The organism is Veillonella sp. (genome assembly GCF_041333735.1).
Classification (GTDB): Bacteria; Bacillota; Negativicutes; order Veillonellales; family Veillonellaceae; genus Veillonella.
On record NZ_JBGKFB010000001.1, the window covers coordinates 1,269,918 to 1,291,777 of the forward strand.

The 21,860-nt window shown below is 39.0% G+C and carries 16 protein-coding genes; 13 read left to right on the forward strand and 3 right to left on the reverse strand.

Translation table 11 applies throughout. The features are described from left to right. Positions 1 to 198: 198 nt before the first annotated feature. The 6 genes from ACDF53_RS05830 to ACDF53_RS05855 all read left to right on the forward strand — a co-directional run bounded on the left by ACDF53_RS05830 (position 199) and on the right by ACDF53_RS05855 (position 5,403). Complete coding sequence (locus tag ACDF53_RS05830; RefSeq protein ID WP_213467170.1) at positions 199 to 741, forward strand: hypothetical protein; 543 nt, start codon at positions 199 to 201, stop codon at positions 739 to 741. Further along, positions 704 to 1,699 carry a hypothetical protein gene (locus tag ACDF53_RS05835; RefSeq protein WP_213467169.1) on the forward strand — a complete coding sequence of 332 codons (996 nt, stop codon included), beginning with the start codon at positions 704 to 706 and terminating at the stop codon, positions 1,697 to 1,699. The genes ACDF53_RS05830 and ACDF53_RS05835 overlap by 38 nt, the downstream gene beginning before the upstream one ends. Before the next feature lie 21 nt (positions 1,700 to 1,720). Continuing rightward, positions 1,721 to 2,596: a DUF4261 domain-containing protein gene (locus ACDF53_RS05840; protein WP_298631996.1), complete on the forward strand. Its 876-nt coding sequence runs from the start codon at positions 1,721 to 1,723 to the stop codon at positions 2,594 to 2,596. Positions 2,597 to 2,624: 28 nt separating this feature from the next. Next, positions 2,625 to 2,981: a cupin domain-containing protein gene (locus ACDF53_RS05845; protein WP_058948382.1), complete on the forward strand. Its 357-nt coding sequence runs from the start codon at positions 2,625 to 2,627 to the stop codon at positions 2,979 to 2,981. A gap of 241 nt (positions 2,982 to 3,222) precedes the next feature. Then, positions 3,223 to 4,536 carry an MFS transporter gene (locus ACDF53_RS05850; protein WP_370815715.1) on the forward strand — a complete coding sequence of 438 codons (1,314 nt, stop codon included), beginning with the start codon at positions 3,223 to 3,225 and terminating at the stop codon, positions 4,534 to 4,536. A 249-nt stretch (positions 4,537 to 4,785) separates the two neighbouring features. Beyond that, the gene (locus tag ACDF53_RS05855) at positions 4,786 to 5,403 is read left to right on the forward strand and encodes an SAP domain-containing protein (protein WP_178885417.1); all 618 of its coding nucleotides are present in this window, start codon (positions 4,786 to 4,788) and stop codon (positions 5,401 to 5,403) included. Positions 5,404 to 5,552: 149 nt separating this feature from the next. Here ACDF53_RS05855 and ACDF53_RS05860 read toward each other — a convergent pair whose 3' ends face one another. Next, positions 5,553 to 5,981, reverse strand: coding sequence for a hypothetical protein (locus ACDF53_RS05860; protein ID WP_370815716.1), 429 nt, complete (start codon positions 5,979 to 5,981; stop codon positions 5,553 to 5,555). Further along, positions 5,981 to 6,904 (reverse strand): LysR family transcriptional regulator, encoded by a 924-nt coding sequence (locus ACDF53_RS05865; protein ID WP_105089649.1) that lies wholly within the window; start codon positions 6,902 to 6,904, stop codon positions 5,981 to 5,983. Before ACDF53_RS05865 ends, ACDF53_RS05860 begins: the two co-directional genes overlap by 1 nt. 385 nt (positions 6,905 to 7,289) lie before the next feature. Here ACDF53_RS05865 and nifJ point away from each other — a divergent pair, with 385 nt between their 5' ends. From nifJ to ACDF53_RS05880, 3 genes are all read left to right on the forward strand, one after another. Continuing rightward, complete coding sequence (nifJ, locus tag ACDF53_RS05870) at positions 7,290 to 10,826, forward strand: pyruvate:ferredoxin (flavodoxin) oxidoreductase (protein WP_370815717.1); 3,537 nt, start codon at positions 7,290 to 7,292, stop codon at positions 10,824 to 10,826. A gap of 272 nt (positions 10,827 to 11,098) precedes the next feature. After that, positions 11,099 to 12,715 carry a methyltransferase regulatory domain-containing protein gene (locus tag ACDF53_RS05875; RefSeq protein ID WP_370815718.1) on the forward strand — a complete coding sequence of 539 codons (1,617 nt, stop codon included), beginning with the start codon at positions 11,099 to 11,101 and terminating at the stop codon, positions 12,713 to 12,715. A 349-nt stretch (positions 12,716 to 13,064) separates the two neighbouring features. Next, complete coding sequence (locus ACDF53_RS05880; protein ID WP_370815719.1) at positions 13,065 to 14,093, forward strand: helix-turn-helix transcriptional regulator; 1,029 nt, start codon at positions 13,065 to 13,067, stop codon at positions 14,091 to 14,093. Positions 14,094 to 14,168: 75 nt separating this feature from the next. Here the strand turns inward: ACDF53_RS05880 and putP are convergent, their stop codons facing one another. Continuing rightward, positions 14,169 to 15,656, reverse strand: a complete 1,488-nt coding sequence (putP, locus tag ACDF53_RS05885) for a sodium/proline symporter PutP (protein WP_370815720.1) — start codon at positions 15,654 to 15,656, stop codon at positions 14,169 to 14,171. A gap of 323 nt (positions 15,657 to 15,979) precedes the next feature. On the opposite strand from putP, the gene recQ reads away from it, so the two are divergent. The 4 genes from recQ to ACDF53_RS05905 all read left to right on the forward strand — a co-directional run bounded on the left by recQ (position 15,980) and on the right by ACDF53_RS05905 (position 21,673). Next, positions 15,980 to 17,863, forward strand: a complete 1,884-nt coding sequence (gene recQ / locus ACDF53_RS05890) for a DNA helicase RecQ (RefSeq protein ID WP_370815721.1) — start codon at positions 15,980 to 15,982, stop codon at positions 17,861 to 17,863. Between the two features lie 115 nt (positions 17,864 to 17,978). Further along, positions 17,979 to 18,770 (forward strand): thymidylate synthase, encoded by a 792-nt coding sequence (locus ACDF53_RS05895; protein WP_295991769.1) that lies wholly within the window; start codon positions 17,979 to 17,981, stop codon positions 18,768 to 18,770. A 129-nt stretch (positions 18,771 to 18,899) separates the two neighbouring features. Then, on the forward strand, positions 18,900 to 19,394 hold the full coding sequence (locus ACDF53_RS05900; RefSeq protein WP_060924513.1) for a dihydrofolate reductase: 495 nt from the start codon (positions 18,900 to 18,902) through the stop codon (positions 19,392 to 19,394). After that, positions 19,391 to 21,673 (forward strand): Tex family protein, encoded by a 2,283-nt coding sequence (locus tag ACDF53_RS05905; protein WP_370815722.1) that lies wholly within the window; start codon positions 19,391 to 19,393, stop codon positions 21,671 to 21,673. Before ACDF53_RS05900 ends, ACDF53_RS05905 begins: the two co-directional genes overlap by 4 nt. The last annotated feature ends 187 nt before the right edge of the window (positions 21,674 to 21,860 follow it).

Below are 21,860 nucleotides of genomic sequence, written 5' to 3' on the forward strand. Positions count from 1 at the left end.
TATCATCCTATGCTGATTAGATAATATAAAGACCCTATCCATTGTCCTTGGACTCATGGATAGGGTCTTTTGATGTTTATATAATGCTTTGGTACTAGCTAAAAAAATATTCACAAAATCTGATGTGGCAAAAATAGTACATGGATATAGTTATACTTTTACTATAAGAAGATTGGAGATCTTTAGGAGGTAGTTTCTATGTACCGTTGTATTGCTAAGTTAGAGATTGACCTGGAGGGGTTAGGTGAATTTTATAGTGATGTAGGCGAACTAACTATGTATCAAATAATATCAGCTTGGTTACAGGATGATTTAGATGGACCTAATCCTGAAAATACAGTTTTTGGTGTATCAGAGTATGCCTTAGACTGGATGGCTGTGTTGCCTGGAGATATTTCTTATCGCAATCTATTTGATATGGGGAGTTGTAAACTTGGTAATCGTTCTGAAAGTATTGATTATTTATATGCGCAATTTTTACAAACATTAGAAAGTATGAAACGATTTGAACCTGAATATAAATCCTTATGCTTGGATTATATAAACGTGATGCCACAGCATATAGAGATAACTCTAACCTGCTGTAAAAATGTAGACTTTTTATTATTATTAAAACGTTGGTTACGTAGTTGTAGTACTTATAAACATCCGATATACTATAAAGTGAAAGATGTGTATTATGTGAAATTTAAAGGAGTGTCAAATGGGGAATGTATGGAGATTACAAACAAAAACAGATAGTAAAGATGGTAAAAAAATATCTACTTATTGTAAAGAAGAATCTATTGCAGCTGTAGGGTGGAGTATCAATGATGATCAAATAAAAGAGTATAATGCAGAAGCTTTTGATAAAATTCAATCTATCAGAGCTAGTATTCAATCTAAAGATATTTATTATAAGGTTCTTGAAGAGTATAATTTATTCAATATTAAACCTGGTAAGAAGATAGTTGCTGTAGAAACTATAAAACGAGTGAAGCCAGGGGACTATATTTGGATGCGTGATAATGGTATTTATTATCTAGGGCGTGTAAACGAAAACTCTAATTTTATGTATAATTGTGACAAGGATGCATTAGATTTTGATGCAGCTAATCAAATTACAGGAGTTAAGTGGGAACGGATTGGTGATGAAAGCCAGGTGCCAGGAGCAGTCGCAACAGCCTTTATTCGAGGGCGAACTATACAACGTATAAATAAAGACTATATGTTTGAATATGCTGAATATGCATTTGGGGGAAAACCATTAGTATTAGAGCATTCAAATAGAGAGTTTTTACAACAATTGTTTTATGATTGTTTATCTCCAAATGATTGTGAGGATTTAGTTTGTTTATATTTATACGATAAGGCAAATTATATCGCAATTCCATCTACAAATAAGATAGCTACTGAATTATATGAATGTGTGTTAGTTAATCCAATTAATGGTAAATTAGCATATCCTCAAGTGAAAAAAGGAAATAAAGAATTAAATATTAATGATTATATAGAGCTGATTAAAGACCATCCGAATAAAGAAGTATACTTATTTACATCTGAAGGTAAGGTTCAAGGTGATACTCATATAGATAATATACATAGTATTTCTCCGGATGAACTTTATAGTTGGGCAAAAGAAAAAATAGAGGGAAATAGTTGTTTAATCCCTGAGGGTATTGTAAAATGGTATAAACTAATACACTCATCAGAAAAATAGTTGAAAATTAGGAGAGAGCATATGAGCCAAGTATTTAAGCAAGATCTAACAGACAACTCTGTTCGCCCTGGCGGTTTGTTTTTCGTTGAGTTATTAATGCCAGAGCAGTGTGATATGCCTAGCCGCGATACAATGGTAGAGGTATTTACAAAGCATTTAGGCACTGTTGATTGCTTTAGCTATGGTGTTGAATCTGCTGGTTTTGCGCCTCAGGATTATAAGGTTCATTATGAGGATAATGATGCTGATGTTCCACCGACCTTGATGGTGACGAATTGTGAGAAAATCGATAAACCTGTACTAGATGATTTTGAACGTAGTCAGGTGTGGGATTGTCCAAATGTAGACGAGTTGCTAGATGAGTGCCAATATAGAGTATTTGCTACAGATATGTTAGCGTCAGGTTTAGAGCCTAAAGAACGTGCTGATATGCTCGTGAAATATGTAGATGCACTGCTAGAGCTATATCCATCTTGCAAGGCCGTTGTCTTTGGACCGTCTCGGAAGGTCTTAAGTCGTGACACTATTGAAAATCATCCAGATAAAAATGTGACTCGTTTTATTTATTATGCCGTAAATGTGCGATATTTTAGCATTCAAGGCACAGATGACATGATGGTTGATACGTTAGGTATGAGCACTTTATTCTACCCTGATGTGCAGTACCATTTTCACGGCATGAATCCCGATGAAATCGTAAATCATGCGTATAGTGTGTTGTACTATATCTTTGAGCACGATAATCCTATTGATGACGGGCAAACAATTGCAGGCTTAGAAAATGGAGATATGAATCCAGATATTAAATGGACGGTTCAGTATGAAGACTCCTTAATTCAACCTGTTCGAACTGTTATAGATATTAATATGGGAGAATATGCATCGGGTACTCGTTAGTTGTTAATCGATGAAAGGTGTGAGCATTATGAGTAATCAACGTATTTTTGACATGGAACTTGTGAAAGTTGAAAGTTTGGAGAAAGCTGTTAGGACTCCATTTTATCAAACTGATTCCACAGGTGGCTCAGTATGGGTTATTAAACCTGGGCAAACCTTACCAAAGCATTACCATCATAACTCTGATGATATATGGGTTATATTGCAAGGTAAGGGGGTATTTTATCCAACGCCTGATACAGAGGTGCCTTTTACAAAGGGACAAGTTATAGTATCTAAAAAGGGTGAATGTCATGGCGCAAAAAATACTGGGACAGAAGATGTTATCTTTGTAAGTATCGTTGCTCCTGTGCCTGCTGATTATGATCCTGTTAGTACAAATTAATATGAAAGCACTTTATAGTATTTTCTTATCTTGTGATAGAGATATATTTATACTATAAAGTGCTTTTTGTTTTATACAGTCATTCCTAGCAAATATCCTTTTTCTATTTTTAAAGGCTATTATTTTGGTGTTACTATTCCTATTTGTTATTTCTATATTCTATATAATTCCATTGACAGAGGACTTTTGTTTTCTTAAGATAGTAAGGTATGTAATATCTTAAGTAGTAGAAAGGAATTATATGAACTCATCTACACCAGAGCCTCAAAGTGGGGCCATCGATTTCAAAGACTTTACAAAGCGGCGTATGCTACACGTAGTCTTACCTTTATTTATTGTTTCCATCATTGCCTTCTTAGACCGTGTTAATATTGCCTATGCAGGCTTGACCATGAAAGAGAATTTACCATGGTTAACGCCAGAGGTATTCGGTATGGGGGCCGGTATTTTCTTTATTGGCTACGTTTTATTTGAAGTGCCAGCATCCTTAATAGCTGCTCGCTGTAACGCTATGCATTGGGTGGCTCGTATCATGTTTAGTTGGGGTCTCGTATGTATTCTTATGACGACGATGACTACAGAGTTGGAGTTTTATATTTATCGATTCTTACTCGGTCTATGTGAAGCCTCTTTATATCCTGTAATTTATTCGTTACTGATACCGAATTGGTTCTTGCCAAAGGAACGTGCGAAAGCGATCTCCTTGATGTTAACATCTTTATTGTTCTCTAACATCATTGGTGGTCCATTGGCAGGTATCTTGCTAGATACAACATTCTTTGGTTTGCATGGTTGGCGCACACTCTTTATCGTTGAAGCCATTCCTGCTGTAATTTTTGCGTTCATTTTCGCATTCTGGATGAAAGAACGTCCAGATCATGCATCTTGGGTAACTGATGCAGAAAAAGCGTATATCAAGGCTGAACTTGAAAAAGAAGAGCAACAAAAGCAAGCTGTAAAGAAATATACTACATGGCAAGCTTTAAAAGATCCAAAAGTATTACGTTTAGCGTTAATTTACTTCTTATGGGTTATTGGCTTCTGGGGCTTTAGCTTCTGGATGCCTCAAGTTCTTAAAAGCTTATCTGGTTGGCCGCCAAGCGTAGTAGCATGGTCTATTGCGATTCCGATGTCTGCTGCATTACTTGTACAAGTATATTGTGGTTATTCCTCTGAAAAGCGCAATGAAAAACGTTGGCATGTTGCTACTACATTGTTCATTGGTACTATTGGCTTCTTAGCAACACCACATAGTTCATCCCCAGAAATTAGTTTATTCTTTATCTGCTTAACTGCTGTAGGCGTTTACGGTGGCATGGGTGTATGGTGGACAATGCCAACAACCTTCTTATCTGGTGCTGCTGCAGCGGGGGCGATGGGACTCATTAACTCTTCAGGTAACATGGGTGGCTGGGTAGGTCCTTACATGCTTGGTTTCATCAATGGTCATACAGGCAGCTTTACTTATGGTTACTATGTAATGGGCGCTTGTATGTTCCTTGCAGCTCTATTGATTTTGACATTGCCTAAATCTATGGAACACAAGGATGACTAAGTAGTCCTGCATCAAATTTCAAAATTAAAAGAGCTATATCTCTAATACATTCACATTGTAGCGAATGTATGGGGTATAGCTCTTTTTCTTTAGTAATAATGCTGTTTTATGTATAATGAGAATAATAGAATCTACAGGATAAAAAAGAGAGAATAATATGTATAGAACGTTATTTTAGCAACCGTATTAGCAACTTTTACAATAGGCACATCTGTAAATGCTGTATCTTAAACTTAAGGAGACAAAAGATTGAAAGCGTGTAGACCCAAGTTTGATGAAATTTCATCATTTGATGAATTTAATAAATATTATTGGTATCGTGATGAACTTTCACAAATATGTAAATCATTAGGATTAGAATATAGGGGGACAAAACAAGAACTCAATCATATTATTGAGCAGTATTTTAAAGGCAATTTAATTAAAAAATCATCAATAAAAAATAGAAGAAGGCAAGTGGAAACTATTACTTTAGATACACCATTACTTGAATGTAATTTTTCCTTTAATACGAAGTTTAGAGAATATTTCTCTGATTTAATAGGTGTTTCACGATTTAAATTTAATGCTGATATGGCTACTGCCTGGAGAAAAGTAAAGAGTGAAAAAAATACAAGCTTTACAATTGGAGATTTGCTGAAAGTATATTATGGTGAATCAGATTATGCAAAGTATGACAATTCGGTTTGTCAATGGAATCAATTTTTTAAGGATTTTTGTGCAGATGAATGTAGTTGTAATTATTCGAATAAATTAAAAGTAGCATCTATTATTTGGAAAGAAGTTAGAGATTCAAAAAATGAAAAAATTTATTCAAATAATCTTTTAACTGAATATGCATATAAATTGGAAGCGTATCGCAAGTAGAAGCAATTCGTCATTGTAAAGATGTATGGGAAAACGAGTAATTAAATCTATAAAAGAATAACGATAAAAGCACCTTATATCCTATGAGAAGAGTCATTTGTGATGACTTTTGTATAGGTATAAGGTGCTTTTATTTATTTCTGATTTCTTTATTGACTTTGTTTTATTACATCCGGTACTTTCCCAGGATTCATATCGAGGTTTAAATCTGTCGATTTGAATGGTGAAGGGTTAGCTTCTGGTGGTTGTACTTTGAGTTCTGGGTGCAACCATTGTAGTTGTTTTAGTTCCCAGTCGTATTTGGCACCATCATTTTGTAGTTGGCGGATATCCTTAAAGACATCATCGATTTGGTCGCTATGTTTATTAGCCATCCCTTCTAGGATGTAAAGGCGACCAGCGACACTATCGACGGAGGCTCCATCATGGTCTTCATCGACGCGCCATTGTAATTCTGAAATTTGTATTTGCTGGAAGATTATGACAATAACCAGCACGATAATAACGCCCCACATGGGTGTTTCTTTAGCTTTCAAAAGGGCCCGCAATTTAGATGCGAGCCCAGATGGTTTGTTCATTATTGACGATCCTCGAGTTGTAATCCAGGTAATGGTAATTTGGAATTTACAAAGTCTAACCACAAGCGAGAAGCGTGGGAGAGGTAATGACCTTTTTTCCAAATAACATAAAGGGTATGAATGATTTCTGGTACGAGTGGACGTACAACGACCTTCGAACCAACCTCAGTGTTTTCACCAACCTCAGGGCAGAGGCGAGATGGCAACAATGCGATAGCAAGGTCTGCACTAACTGTTTGCAACATGAGATCACGTTGGCTTGTTTCAAATACGATATGAGGTTGGAAACCGGTATGTTTACAAGCTTTGATGATTTCGTCATGCAAGTTAAAGTCGTCTTTGTGCAATACGAAGGATTCATCAGCTAGCATTTCTAAACGAATTTCTTTTTCTTTCGCTAGAGGGCTAGATTTTGGAACGATAACGGAAAGTGGGTCACTAGTGAGGTAGAAGGACTCAAATTCTTTAGGATTTGGTTTCGTACAAATGATACCAATATCAATTAAGCCTTCTTGAACACTGATCTCAACTTTTTTAGAACCTTGTTCATAAAGTTCTAGTTCGATTTGTGGATATACTTTTTTGAACTCCCCTAAAAGCTGTGCAAAGATAGGTGCATCGGTAATTGGTGGAATACCAATTCTGATGGAACCTTGCTCCAAACGAAACTCGTTTTCAAAATCAGTTTTAAGATGTTCAAACATGAATACTACGCGTTTTGCGTGGGTTAAGAAGATGGTACCCCCATCAGTAAGTTCTACAGATTTAGCATTACGCATGAAGAGAACAACACCAAGTTCGTCTTCTAAAGCTTTAATAGTACGGCTGATAGCGGATTGGGAGATGTGCAAATTCCGCGCAGCTTTACTAAAGCTTTTTTGATCAGCTACTTCAACGAAGTATTTCAAATGATGAAAATCCATAATTACCCCCCTAAAAATAAAACTTGGTTATAGGAAGTGACCTAAACTAAATGAGAATAGTTATTACTATAACGCAATTAGCTATTACTTTATGTAAAGCATGGATAGCAATATTGGCAAAGCGACAGTCACTGTATGTGTTGCGTTGATAGGGCCCAGCACGTTATAATGTGCTTATAGGGCTATATCAAGTTATGATATTAGGAATTATGGTTGTGCCCAATACAAAAGTATGTTCACACATAATGCCATATTATATATAACATATATATTATTGCATTATTTTTTCATGTGCGCAAGTTTGTAATGGTTGTTATTCCTAAACATAATGATAGATTAAGCAAGTGTTCTATTTTTGCTAAATGCTTAAGGAGGCAATAATCACATGAGTCGTAAATTTAAAACTATGGACGGCAACCAAGCGGCTGCTCACGTTTCTTATGGTTTTACAGAAGTTGCTGCGATTTACCCAATCACTCCATCTTCCCCAATGCCAGAACACATTGACGAATGGGCTGCGTCTGGTCGTAAAAACATCTTCGGTAACACTGTTCAAGTTGTAGAAATGCAATCTGAAGCAGGTGCTGCTGCCGCAACTCACGGTTCTTTACAAGCTGGTGCATTAACAACAACTTTCACATCTTCCCAAGGTTTGTTATTGATGCTTCCTAACTTATACAAAGTAGCAGGCGAATTACTTCCAGGTGTATTCCAAGTAGCTGCTCGTGCATTGGCTGCACACGCTTTGGCTATCTTCGGTGACCATCAAGACGTAATGGCTGCTCGTGCAGCTGGCTGCGCTATGCTTGCTGAATCCTCCGTACAAGAAGTAATGGACTTGTCCGCTGTAGCTCACTTAACAGCTATTAAAACTCGTGTACCTTTCATCAACTTCTTCGACGGTTTCCGTACATCCCACGAAATTCAAAAAATCGAAATCTGGGACTATGAAGATTTAAAACCATTAGTTGACATGGACGCTGTTAAAGCATTCCGTAAAAATGCTTTGAACCCAGATGCTCCTGTAACTCGTGGTACTGCAGAAAACCCTGACGTTTACTTCCAACATCGTGAAGCATCCAACAAATTCTACTTGAACGTTCCTGACGTTGTAGAACACTACATGAACGAAGTTAACAAATTGGCTGGTACTAACTACCAATTGTTCAACTACCATGGTGCTCCTGATGCAACTGACGTAATCGTAACTATGGGTTCCTCCGCTCAAGTAGTTCAATCCACTGTTGACTACTTAAACAAATTGGGCCGCAAAGTTGGTTTCATCAACGTTCACTTGTTCCGTCCATTCGCAACAGATCGTTTGTTGAAAGCTCTTCCTCAAACAGTAGAACGCATTGCAGTTCTTGACCGTACTAAAGAACCAGGCGCTTTGGCTGAACCATTGTTCTTGGACGTACAAGCTGCTGTAATCGACGGTGGCCGTAACGTAAAAGTTATCGCTGGTCGTTATGGTTTGAGCTCCAAAGACGTTATCCCTGCAGACATCGTAGCTGTATTCGATAACTTGGCTGCTGAAAACGGCAAGAAATTCTTCACATTGGGTATCAATGATGATGTTACATTCTTGTCCTTAGATCGTGCTGAAGGCGTAGAAGTTGAAACTCCTGGTTTGACTGAATGTAAATTCTGGGGCTTCGGTTCTGACGGTACTGTAGGTGCGAATAAATCCGCTATCAAAATCATCGGTGACCACACTGACATGTATGCTCAAGCATACTTCGACTACGACTCCAAAAAATCTGGTGGCGTAACAATGTCTCACCTTCGTTTTGGTAAAAACCCAATCAACTTGCCTTACTTGATTACTGAACCTCAATTCGTAGCATGTCACCGTCAATCTTACGTACATGAATACGACTTGATCCGCGGCATCAAAAAAGGTGGTACATTCTTATTGAACTGTACTTGGTCTCCTGAAGAATTAGACGAACATTTACCTGCTAAATTACGTCGTCAAATCGCAGAAAAAGAATTGAACTTCTACATTATCAATGCTGCGAAAATCGCTTCCGAAATCGGTTTGGGCGGTCGTATCAACATGGTAACTCAAGCTGCATTCTTCAAATTGACTGAAATCATCCCTGTAGATGATGCTGTTAAATACCTTAAAGAATCCGTAGTAACTTCTTACGGTAAAAAAGGTCAAAACATCGTTGACATGAACAACGCTGCTATCGATCAAGGCGTTAACGCTTTGGTAAAAGTAGATGTTCCTGCTAGCTGGAAAGACGCTGTTGATGACGGCAATCACGCAGTTAAACCTGGTTGCGAATCTTGCCCATCCTTCGTTCAAAATATTGCACAACCAATCAATGCACAAGCTGGTTATGATCTTCCTGTATCCACATTCTCTGGTTACGAAGATGGTACATTACCTGCTGGTACTGCTAAATACGAAAAACGCGGTCCTGCATTGTTCGTTCCAAAATGGTTACCAGAAAACTGTATCCAATGTAACCAATGTTCCTTCGTATGTCCACATGCTACAATTCGTCCAATCTTGGCAACTGAAGCAGAAGTGGCTGCAGCTCCAGAACATTTCGATACAATCCCTGCATTGGGCGCTAAAGACCTTCAATTCCGTATCGCTGTATCCCCATTAGATTGCTTGGGTTGCGGTAACTGTGTTGATATCTGTCCAGCTCCTAAGGGCAAAGCTATCGTAATGACTTCCATCGATTCCGAAATCGAACAAGCTGAAGCATGGAACTACGGTGTTAACCTTCCTGTAAAAGAAAACCCTATGAAGAAGGAAACTGTTAAAGGTTCCCAATTCGAACAACCATTGTTCGAGTTCTCCGGTGCTTGCGCAGGTTGTGGTGAAACTCCTTACGCTAAATTGTTAACTCAATTGTTCGGCGACCGCATGATGATTGCCAATGCAACTGGTTGTTCCTCCATCTGGGGTGCATCCATGCCTGCATCTCCATACACAACTAACCAACAAGGTCAAGGTCCTTCCTGGGCAAACTCCTTGTTCGAAGACAATGCTGAGTATGGTTATGGTATGTACATCGGCGTTAAGAAAATTCGTCAACAATTAGTAGAATTAGCTTCTAAAGCTGTAGAAACTGCTACAGGCGAATTGAAAGAAGCTTTGGAACAATGGATCGAATTCGCTAACCTTGGTGCAGCAACTCGTCAACGTTCCGAACGTTTAGTAGCAGCTATCGAAGCTGAAGGTGCTACAACTCCAGAATTGAAAGAAATTCTTGAGAAAAAACAATTCTTGATCAAACGTTCCCACTGGATCTTCGGTGGTGACGGTTGGGCATACGATATCGGCTTCGGCGGTGTTGACCATGTATTAGCTTCTGGCGAAGACATCAACATCTTCGTATTCGATACTGAAGTATACTCCAACACTGGTGGTCAAGCTTCCAAATCCACTAACGTAGCAGCAGTTGCTCAATTCGCAGCTTCTGGTAAACGTACTAAGAAAAAAGACCTTGGCATGATGGCTATGTCTTATGGTTATGTATACGTAGCACAAGTAGCTATGGGTGCAGATAAAAACCAATTGATGAAAGCTGTTGCAGAAGCTGAAGCATATCCAGGTCCTTCCTTGATCATCGCTTACAGCCCATGTATCAACCATGGTATCAAAGCTGGTATGGGTAAAGCTCAAGAAGAACAACGTAAAGCAGTTGCAGCTGGTTACTGGGATCTTTACAGATACAACCCTCAACTTAAAGAAGAAGGTAAAAATCCATTCTCCTTGGATTCCAAAGAACCAACTGAAAGCTTCCAAGACTTCCTTAAAGGTGAAGTTCGTTACGCTTCCTTGGCTAAAGCAGCTCCAGATGTTGCAGAAGAATTGTTCGCTAAAACTGAAAAAGACGCTAAAGAACGTCGCTTAAGCTATGTTCGCTTACAAAAAGGTTTCGAAGACGTAAAATAATTCGTTATTTAACGACTAAGAACTAATAAGAGGCACCCTCTCGAGGGTGCCTCTTTTGTATATAAAATTATATCTTCCATATATTTGGGCCTATCTTACATTAATATGGGCACGCCATGACTATGTTATTCCTATGTTACGAATACTTTTACCATAGGTAATATACTAGGAATTTGATATAATATTAGATAGTTATGTAGTTATACGTAAGTATATTGCATTGATACATTGATAGATAACAAGGTAAATTTAATCGTAATATAGAGGTGCTTATGGCTAAGGATAACCAACAGATCACAACAGATGATATGCAACAAACAATATATAAAGAGTTAGGCTATAAATCCTATCCATTTCCATTTACAACACCTGCGTATTTAGAAGCGTATGGTACACTTGTAGGACTTAATACTCCGCCCGCAAAGACAGCTCGTGTCCTTGAATTAGGCGCAACCTATGGTGGAAATATCATCTCTCAAGCTGTACATAATCCAGAAGCGACCTTTGTTGGTATTGAGCTTTCCCAAGATCAAGTAGAGAAGGGGAATAAAATTATTAGTGATGCTAAGTTGGATAATGTATCTCTAATTCAAGGGGATATTATGAACTTTGATGAGACTCTAGGGACCTTTGATTACATCATCGCTCATGGTTTTTACTCTTGGATTAGGGATGAGATGAAGGATAAATTGCTTGATATTATATCCCATCATTTGGCTGATAATGGCATTGCCTATGTATCTTATAATACATATCCTGGCTGGCATACGATGGAAGAGGTACGTCAGCTCATGCTATTTGCTAATCGTGGTCATGATGAATTAACACATAAAGAAAAGGTATTGCGTGGTAAGACTGTGGGCAGCTTAGTAGGTTCTCAAATTCTTAATTATGACAACCTTAAAGATCGTAATAGTAAATTCTTAGGTGCTTTGCGTTCTGTTATGCAAAAAGATGATTATTATGTAGGTCATGACCATTTAGAACCTCATAATGATCCATGCTATTTTTACCAATTTAACGATCATTTGAAGGCCCATAATCTAGCGTATGCATGTGATGCAGATTTAACATTGTCTATGGTTCGTACCTATGATGAAAGTATCGCAGATAAGCTTGAAAAACTAGCTCCTAATAGCCAAGTAGATCAAGAACAATATTTAGACTTTATGCTTGACACAACATTCCGTAAGTCTATTATTTGTAAAGCAGATGCTGCAAAGAATATTAGCTATGATGTAGCTAATCCTGAAAAGGTGAATACAGTACCTGTACGTACTATTGTGAATAGTTTTGTATTCCAAATACTCTTTGATGAAGAAGCGTTAGAAATGTTTGATAATGGGCTCGTAAAAGATACATTCCAAGCGCTTATTAAAGATGGTGGTACGTTCAATATGATTGAAGCTCTCGCCATTCTAAAAGCCGCTCACGATGCTGCTAATGACTCTGAAGATGATTTAGAACCAGCTGTATGTAGCTTATATAAAGCTATTGTTGAACATATGGTACGCGGTGGTATTCGCTTCTACAAAACATTCCCTGATAAACAGGAATATATGGAAGGTCTATCCTATGTACCAGCACGTTTTACAAACTTTGTGAAAGCTATTGCTGACGGTGGTAGCGAATATATTTATGGTGCAAACATGTTCAATGATGCCATTGGTGATATTTCCGAAGAGGATTTATTGTTCATGGAATTGTTGAATAAACCTAAAGCTAAATCTACATTGATCAAGAAGATTAAGGATTCTCTCTTTAGAGCTGATAAGGCCCAAACTGGTAAGCATCAAAATGCTATGGCGGAAGCCTTCTATAATGAATTAACCAAGCGTATGGAGCAATTAGGCTTTATTAGAAGTAAGAAAACTGATGGTCTTTCATAATCTATCGCTAGAATTCTAAGAACATATTTTAGGGTTCATATAATCTTCAGAATGAACATAAAACCCATTACACTTATAACATTTATGTGTATTAAGTAGTAATGGGTTTTTGTTTTATATAATTTAGTTTAATCTTTTTTAATAATTATTACATTTAGTTATTTAATATTGCCAAAAAAGTATAGTAAATCGATAAAATTAATGAGAAATAAATGAACCATATATGAAAAGTGTGGTATACTATGTATGGGTATTTTTGTGAACATCATCCGATGTGTTGTGGATGATATTATAAATTGTATTAGTTACAATGTTGTTTTTATTGTATTATTTGTAAAAGGAGTCTTTTATGGCATCTAAGAAGGCCGTTCTAGTATATATACTAGAGATCCTGAAAAGTGAAACGGATGCTAATCATACTTTATCTCAAGAGGAGATTCGCAGTATATTAGCCGAGCGGTACGAGGTATCCGTCGATCGGAAGACCTTAGGCCGTCATTTAAATGATTTATATGAATCTGGTGATTTTGGTATTCAATGTGAAGAGTCTGCCGTAGGAGCAGATGGTACTATTCGCCGTACTGATTTCTATATGATTCATACCTTTGAAGATTCAGAATTGAGATTATTAATTGACGGTATTTTGGCATCTCGTCATATTACCGCATCTCAACGTAAGGATTTAATTAGTCGTGTTGCTAAATTGGGTAGCTCTCATTTCAAGCCCCATGGTATTGATATTGAAAGTGCTACGGGTTACCTTCATAGAAGTCAGGACTTATTCCTTAACATTGATCTCATAGAAGAAGCAATACAAAAGGGGAGAAAAATTTCCTTGGCTTATTGCCAACCTGACGTGGATAAACGTTTACATATTAATCTTGGTCCAGATAATAAGGAGCGAAAGTATGTATTCAATCCATTCCAACTAGTTATGAATCGGGGACATTATTACCTAGTTGGGAACCACGAAAATTATGATGACATGTCTACATTACGTGTCGATCGAATTGCACATATTACGGTGCTTAGCGAACGTAGAAAACCTTTACGGGAGATAAAGGGCTATCATCAGCAACGCACCTTTAATGTGTCACAATATGTAAAAGAACATATCTACATGTTCGGCGGTGAATCCGTTACCGTAAGCTTTAAGGCGAAGCGCTCCATTGTAAATCAAATTTTAGATTGGTTCGATGGGAATGTAGAATTCACTAACGTTACATCTGATGACGTTGTATGCCGTGTACGTGTTAATCATGATGCCTTCAAGTATTGGGCCCTTCAATATATGCAAAGTGTGAAAGTACTTTCACCAGCATCCTTAGTAGCAGAAGTAAAAGAAGCTATTAAGGAAGGCCTAGAACAATACTCATAATAAAAGAGCTAGTTGATCGGTGAATCAACTAGCTCTATTTTTATATATGTAATTTTCAAATGTACGATTTCTAATTTATAGAACGTGCATTTTTTCTGCTTCTCGGTAATCCTTAAGGACTGGACGAGGCGGTAATTTGCCCATGATACTCACTACGTAGATTGCGATGGAAGAGAAGATGAAGCCTGGCACGATTTCGTAAAGACCAAGGAATCCAAATTGTTTCCAAATGAGTACTGTTAAACCACCTACGACGATACCAGCAATACAACCATGATGTGTCATACGTTTCCAGAATAAGGAGAACAAGATGGCTGGACCAAAGGCGGCACCAAAGCCTGCCCATGCATAGGCAACCATTGTTAAGATGTAGCTATCAGGGTCCATCGCCATATAGATGGCAATCAATGCTACGATAAGTACTACGATACGACTTACGAGTACTAATTCCTTATCACTTGCTTTAGGATGAATGATATTGGCATAGAAGTCGTTAGAAATAGCAGAAGCTGTTACTAATAACTGTGCAGATGCGGTACTCATAATAGCTGCGAGTACTGCAGACCAGATGAGACCTGCTACAAATGGTGTAAAGAGACGTTCTGTCATGATGAGGAATACAGTTTCCGCATCAGTGCCTACTAAAACATCAGGCAACATGTATACGTGACCGATGAGGCCAACTGCAATGGCCGCCATAAGGGATAAGATAACCCAAACCATGGCGATATTTGTAGATTTCTTAAGCTCTTTCGCATCAGAGATAGCCATGAATCTTACGAGGATATGAGGTTGACCGAAGTAACCAAGACCCCAACCAAGAGAAGAAATTAAGCCGATAGCCCATGTGAACCAGTCGGATGGATCACCAAATAAGCTAAGTCCTTGCGGGAACTCATGTTGAATGAGTTGGAATGTTTCAATAGGGCCACCCATAAACATGGCAGCCGTAATTGGTACTGCTAAGATAGCAAAGAACATTAATGCCCCTTGTATACAGTCTGTCCAAGATACAGCGAGGAAGCCACCGAGGAATGTATAGAATACGACGATGCCTGCTGTAATAAAGAGAGACACTGTGTAATCAAGACCAAAGATGGTATTGAACAACTTGCCACCTGCTACAAAGCCTGATGATGTATATATCAAGAAGAAAATCAAGATAAACAAGGCGGAAATGACAGCTACCGAATGGGATTGGTCGTGGAAACGATTCTTCAAGTAATCCGGTAAGGTTAAACTGTCGCTGGCAACCTCTGTATGGTTACGCAAGCGTCTAGAAACGAATTTCCAGTTCGCCCATGTACCCAATGTGAGGCCTACGGCAATCCATACACCAGAAATCCCCGTAGTATACGCTAGACCCGGTACACCCATGAGCATCCAACCACTCATATCTGATGCTTCCGCACTAAGTGCTGTAATCCATGGTCCTAGTTGTCGGCCACCGAGGATGTAATCACCAATGCTATTAGATTTCCTGTAATAGTAGACCCCGATATACATCATGAGTCCTAGGTATAAGGCAAAGGCGATTATAATCATTAAGTTGTCTTGTGTCATGCCTATATAAGACCTCCTTAGGTTTAATTTGTATTCTATAGTATTATAAATAATTCCTATTGTACCATATATTAGCGCTTTAGAGTGTAAAAATTTCGTGATATTACGTAGTTTCTATTCAAATTTTAAAGATTAGTTTTCTACATATGCATTAGACGTTGGACTAATAAATCGTTTATACTAATAAGCCCAATGGCATATGAAATATGTTAAAATATAAGAATGGAAAAACGATATTTCGTGTTTTGTATACGAAATTTCGTCATTGATAGTCGTAATTATGGTCTTGTATGTATATTTCTGGAACGTGAAAGGAGGTACCTATGGAACAACAGCCAGCTTCAAAACAAGCTATTACATCACAGTCGGTTGATATGAAGCAACAAGCTATGATGAAACAACAGGCATTACGGATGTTGGAAACATACTTTGGGTATACCTTCTTTAGACCGGCTCAAGAGGCTCCTATTGCTTCCTTATTATGCAATGAAGATGTAATTGGTATCATGCCAACAGGGGCCGGCAAGTCTATCTGTTTCCAGATTCCTGCTCTTTGCAAGCCGGGCCTTACTATCGTGTTTTCGCCACTGATTTCCCTTATGAAAGACCAAGTAGATGGTCTATTAGTGCAGAACATTCCAGCGGCACTCATTAATAGTACCCTTACCCAAGCGGAGTTTAATAAGACTATGTACGAGGTACGCAGTGGTAAGATTAAGCTCTTATATATTGCACCAGAGCGACTAGGCTCTAATTTCTTCTGTAATGTATTGCGAGCATTGCCTATAGCTCAAGTCATCGTTGATGAGGCTCACTGTATTTCTGAGTGGGGACATGACTTTAGACCGTCCTATCGGCTCATTGGTGAGTGGCTCAACTCGCTACCGAAGAGACCTATCGTAGGAGCTTTCACCGCGACGGCTACAAAATATGTAGAAAATGATATCAAGAAACTATTAGGCCTAGATAATGCGAATGTGTACGTAACGGGTTTTGATCGACCTAATTTATCCTTCTCTATCATTCGTACACCAAAGCGCATGGATTATGTAGTCCATTATGTGCGCCAACACGCCAACGAAAATGGTATTATTTACTGTGCGACGCGCAAGGATGTAGATCGGGTGTATGAAAATCTAACCCGTGCAGGCATAAAAGTAGGTCATTATCACGGAGGTCTCAGCGATGAGGTGCGCCGTGAGATGCAAAACGCCTATGCAGATGATAAACTGCAGGTCATGGTGGCTACCAATGCCTTTGGCATGGGCATTGATAAAAGTAATGTGCGCTATGTGTTGCATTACCAAATGCCGCGCAATATGGAGTCCTACTATCAAGAGGCGGGCCGTGCAGGTCGCGATGGAGCACCTGCAGAATGTATTTTGCTCTACAGCGGGCAGGATGTACAGGTTCACAAGTATCTAATTGAACAGTCCATCGAAACTCCTGAGCGGCAAGAGGTGGAACTACGCAAGTTGCAGTCTATGATTGATTACTGTTTCTGCAGTAATTGTTTGCGTAAATATATGCTTAACTATTTTGGTGAAAGCACCGTTTGGACCACATGTGACAATTGTAGTTCTTGTAAAGGTTCCGCCGATAAGGTAAATGTAACGAAGGAGGCGAAGGCCATCTTCCGTGCCATTATGGGGACCGATGAACGCTACGGGGCATCTATGATTACCTCTATCGTGCGCGGTGAGCGAACGGATCGCATCATGCGGGCAGGCCACGATGCATTGCCTGTCTTTGGTTTACTAAGCAATGTAGACGAGAAATCGATTAAGGGCCTTATTCAACAATTTGTGGCCTCTGGCTACTTGCGTAGCTCTACAGGTAAGTATCCTGTGCTATCTTTGACAGCTGGTGCTGAGGAAGTCTTAGCGGGGCATAAAGAGGTAGAGGAAATCAGACAACATGTGTCTGTACCATCTCGCACTAGTCGGACTACGTCCACTGTGGCACGAGGAAAATCTAGCTCCGGTGCAGGTGGTTTATTTGAACACTTACGACAACATCGCAAGCGCTTAGCTGAAGAGGCTGGCCTTCGACCATATCTTATCTTCCCGGATACTGTGCTTATTGACTTAGCTAATTTACGACCAACCACATTGGGTGAGTTTGGCAATGTTAAGGGCGTAGGGGAAGCAAAATTGAAAAAATATGGCCTCAGCTTTTTACAGGCCATTGCAGAATATAAGGGATAATAAATTTTACTGTATATATGGTAGTGCTATGTATTTTTTAGTATGATAGTACTATATATTGTAAGACAGAATGTTAGTGTTATTCGACTTAGTATACATAGATTTAGGGGGATATATGAGTCTAGCAGATACACAATACCTCGGTATTATTGAAAATATTTTAGAACATGGTACATATGGTCAAAATCGTACGGGCATTGCGACCTATAAATTACCTCATCAAATCATGCAATTCGACTTACAAGAGGAATTTCCCATTTTGACTACAAAGTTTGTAGCTTTCAAAACAGCGGTAAAAGAATTGTTGTGGATTTGGCAAATGCAATCCAACGATGTACGTAAATTACAAGAAATGAACGTACGTGTATGGGATGAGTGGATGCGCGAAGATGGTACCATTGGTAAGGCTTATGGTTACCAAATTGCAAAGTACAAACAATTAGACAATCTCATCAAAACTATCAAAGAAGATCCAGATAGCCGTCGTATGATTGTAACCTTATGGAATATTGAAGATTTAGATGATATGGCATTACAACCATGTGCGTATGAAACATTATGGGATGTAGCTGACGGATACTTGAACTGTATGCTCATTCAACGCAGTGGCGATATGGGCCTAGGCGTTCCATTTAACACGGCTCAATATGCAGCATTACAATGCATGATTGCGCAGGTAACAGGTCTTAAACCTGGTAAATTTACTCATGTTATTAACAATGCTCATGTGTATGAAAACCACGTAGAAGCATTGCGTGAGCAATTGGCACGCCGCGATCAAGCGTTGCCAGCGCCAAAAATTGTAGTAAATCCAGACGTGAAAGATTTCTACGATTTCACACCAGAGGACGTTACATTAGATGGCTATGAACATCTAGGTAAATTGTCCATGACTGTTGCTGTATAGCATAGTATTCATGACCCTTATTAAATAGCATAATATGTATGGCTGTTGCCATATGGGTGTTCATAACAATTGCTAAATAGTATTACATTTATGACTGTTGTCATATAGTATGAATCGAAAGAGGGCAGTATGTTAGCATTAATCGTAGCCGTAGCACATAATCGTGTAATCGGTAAAGATAATACCTTGATTTGGCACTTGCCGAATGATTTGAAATTCTTTAAAGAAAAAACTACAGGTCATGTCATCATTATGGGTCGTAAGACCTTTGAAAGCTTGCCGTTCTTGTTACCAAATCGTGAGCACTGGGTGATTACCCGCGATAAAGGATTTGATGCGCCTGAAGGGGTTACGATTTTCCATAGCCCTGAGGCGGCTGCAGAAGCGGCGCGTGCTCTTGATGCGGCCTATGTCATCGGTGGTGCTCAAGTATATGAGGCTTTCTTGCCTTACGTAGATACGATGTACATCACAGAAGTAGACCATGAATTTGAAGGGGATGCATTTTTCCCAGAGTTTCCAGAGGATGCTTTCACCATTGAATCCGTTGTAGACGGCATGGTGGATGAAAAGAACAAATATCCTCATCGTTTTGTAACCTATCGCAGAAAGGCATCTAAATGAGTGAAAGAATGTTTGCCATTATCGGCAGTGAATTAAATGTTAAGCCAAAGCAGGTGCAAGCTGCCGTAGAATTGTTGGACGAAGGCAATACGGTGCCATTTATTGCGCGTTACCGTAAAGAGGTAACAGGCGAATTACAAGATGAGCAATTGCGTACCATTGAAGAACGCATTAAATATTTGCGCAATTTGGAAACACGTCGTCAAGAAATCATTGCCTCTATTACAGAGCAAGAAAAGATGACAGACGAGTTGATGAAAGCCTTAGAGGCTGCTACAAAACTTCAAGAATTAGAAGATTTGTATTTACCGTACCGTCCTAAGAAACGTACGCGTGCCATGATTGCCCGTGAACGTGGCTTAGAGCCGTTAGCGGAAATGATCCTTAACGATACAGTGACCTCTGGCGATCCGTTAGAGATTGCTAAAGAATTTGTAACAGAAGAGGTACCAACCCCAGAAGACGCTATTCAAGGTGCATCTGATATCGTAGCGGAAATCGTAAGCGATAGTGCAGACTTCCGTGCGTACTTGCGCAAAAAGATGTGGAACGAAGGCTTTATTCAAGCTGAATTGGCTGGTGATGAAGAGGTACAGCAACAGTTCTTGCAATATGCAGAATATGCTGAACCAGTTCGTCAAATGCCGTCTCACCGCATCTTGGCGGTTAATCGCGGTGAAAAATTAGGGGCCTTAAAATTAGCTCTTACTGTGCCTGGTGATACATATGTAGCGTACATGGTGCAAAAGTTAGAGAAAAATCCAAAGTCTATCTTTGCAGATTATAAAGCAGCGGCCGTAGCAGATGCGTACAAACGTTTAATTTTCCCTGCTTTAGAGCGCGATATCCGCAATGAGTTGACGGAAAATGCAGACGAACAAGCTATCAAGGTGTTCGGTGTAAACCTTAAAAATCTATTGTTACAACCGCCTTTGGCCGGTCATGTTATCATGGGCCTTGACCCTGGGTACCGTACAGGTTGTAAGATGGCTATCATCGACCAACAAGGTAATGTGCTAGATTACGGTGCCTACTACTTAACGAATAGTGAAAAGCTTCGCAAGGAAGCACAAAAGGTGTTGGCTGATAAAATCCGTAAGTTCAAAGTTACCCTCTTATCCATTGGTAATGGTACTGCATCTTACGAAACAGAGCAGTTTGCATCTACCATGATTGAAGAGGAAAAATTAGATTGTCACTATATCATCACCAATGAAGCTGGTGCGTCTGTGTACTCTGCATCTAAATTGGCCATCGATGAATTACCAGATTTAGACGTAACAATTCGCGGTGCCGTATCCATTGCACGCCGCGTGCAAGATCCATTGGCTGAATCTGTTAAAATTGATCCTAAATCTATCGGTGTAGGTCAATACCAACATGATGTAAATCAAAAACAATTGACTCATACTTTAGATCAAGTGGTTGAAACCGTAGTAAACCACGTTGGGGTAGAGCTTAACACCGCATCTCCAGCTATTTTGCAACATATTGCAGGTATTTCTAGTACGGTGGCTAAGAATATCGTTGCGTATCGTCAAGAGAATGGTGTATTTAAAAGCCGTAAAGAATTGCTAAAAGTACCACGCTTAGGTCCTGCAGCGTTTACGCAATGTGCTGGTTTCCTTCGCTTGCAACACGGTAAAAATCCATTAGATAATACATCTGTCCATCCTGAGTCCTATGAATTGGCAGAACGCATTATTGGTGAGTTAGGATTTACCTTAAAAGATTTGCAAGATAAGGCACAACTAGAAGCGTTACAAGTGAAATTACCGCTCGTTGATGCGGAGAAAATGGCCGCAAAACTTGATGCGGGTGTACCAACTGTACGAGATATTCTAGCTGCTTTGGCAAAACCAGGTCGTGACCCTCGTGAAGATTTGCCAGCACCACTTACGAGAAAACATGTAGTAAGCCTTGAAGATATCAAAGTCGGTACTGTGGTAAAAGGTACAGTTCATAACGTAGTTGACTTTGGTGCCTTCGTAGACTTTGGCCTTAAAACTAATGGTCTTTTGCATCGCAGTGAATTATGCAATAGCCGTCAACATCCATCCGATGTACTGGCTGTAGGCGACATCATCGAAGCTCAAATTATTTCTGTTGATGTGAAGCGTAATCGTATCGGTTTATCTGTAAAAGCATTACAACCAGAAAAGCCAAAGAATAACGATAATAACCGAAACAGAAATAACAATGGTCAACGTCGAAATAATAATCGTGACAACGGTGGCCGTCAAAACAATAGAAATAATGGAGAACGTCGAAAAGCATAGTTATATATAACTACGTGGTCCTTTTTGCTTCATTATTCTATGCAATCTAGTTAATCTATATTAATAGATATTAAATGAGATATATTATTGACTAAAAGTCATCATATAGAAAACCGCATCCTCTATGGTGTTAGAGGGTGCGGTTTTTCTATATAGCTTAAAACTATGTATATTAATGCAGAAGTGA

Coding starts and splice junctions, on each gene's coding strand:
- ACDF53_RS05840 (WP_298631996.1), top strand. CDS start 1,721: ATGAGCCAAGTATTTAAGCAAGATCTAACAGACAACTCTGTTCGCCCT.
- nifJ (WP_370815717.1), top strand. CDS start 7,290: ATGAGTCGTAAATTTAAAACTATGGACGGCAACCAAGCGGCTGCTCAC.
- ACDF53_RS05880 (WP_370815719.1), top strand. CDS start 13,065: ATGGCATCTAAGAAGGCCGTTCTAGTATATATACTAGAGATCCTGAAA.
- ACDF53_RS05865 (WP_105089649.1), bottom strand. CDS start 6,904: ATGGATTTTCATCATTTGAAATACTTCGTTGAAGTAGCTGATCAAAAA.
- ACDF53_RS05895 (WP_295991769.1), top strand. CDS start 17,979: ATGAGTCTAGCAGATACACAATACCTCGGTATTATTGAAAATATTTTA.
- ACDF53_RS05860 (WP_370815716.1), bottom strand. CDS start 5,981: ATGAACAAACCATCTGGGCTCGCATCTAAATTGCGGGCCCTTTTGAAA.
- ACDF53_RS05905 (WP_370815722.1), top strand. CDS start 19,391: ATGAGTGAAAGAATGTTTGCCATTATCGGCAGTGAATTAAATGTTAAG.
- ACDF53_RS05835 (WP_213467169.1), top strand. CDS start 704: ATGGGGAATGTATGGAGATTACAAACAAAAACAGATAGTAAAGATGGT.
- putP (WP_370815720.1), bottom strand. CDS start 15,656: ATGACACAAGACAACTTAATGATTATAATCGCCTTTGCCTTATACCTA.
- ACDF53_RS05900 (WP_060924513.1), top strand. CDS start 18,900: ATGTTAGCATTAATCGTAGCCGTAGCACATAATCGTGTAATCGGTAAA.
- ACDF53_RS05850 (WP_370815715.1), top strand. CDS start 3,223: ATGAACTCATCTACACCAGAGCCTCAAAGTGGGGCCATCGATTTCAAA.
- ACDF53_RS05845 (WP_058948382.1), top strand. CDS start 2,625: ATGAGTAATCAACGTATTTTTGACATGGAACTTGTGAAAGTTGAAAGT.
- ACDF53_RS05830 (WP_213467170.1), top strand. CDS start 199: ATGTACCGTTGTATTGCTAAGTTAGAGATTGACCTGGAGGGGTTAGGT.
- recQ (WP_370815721.1), top strand. CDS start 15,980: ATGGAACAACAGCCAGCTTCAAAACAAGCTATTACATCACAGTCGGTT.
- ACDF53_RS05875 (WP_370815718.1), top strand. CDS start 11,099: ATGGCTAAGGATAACCAACAGATCACAACAGATGATATGCAACAAACA.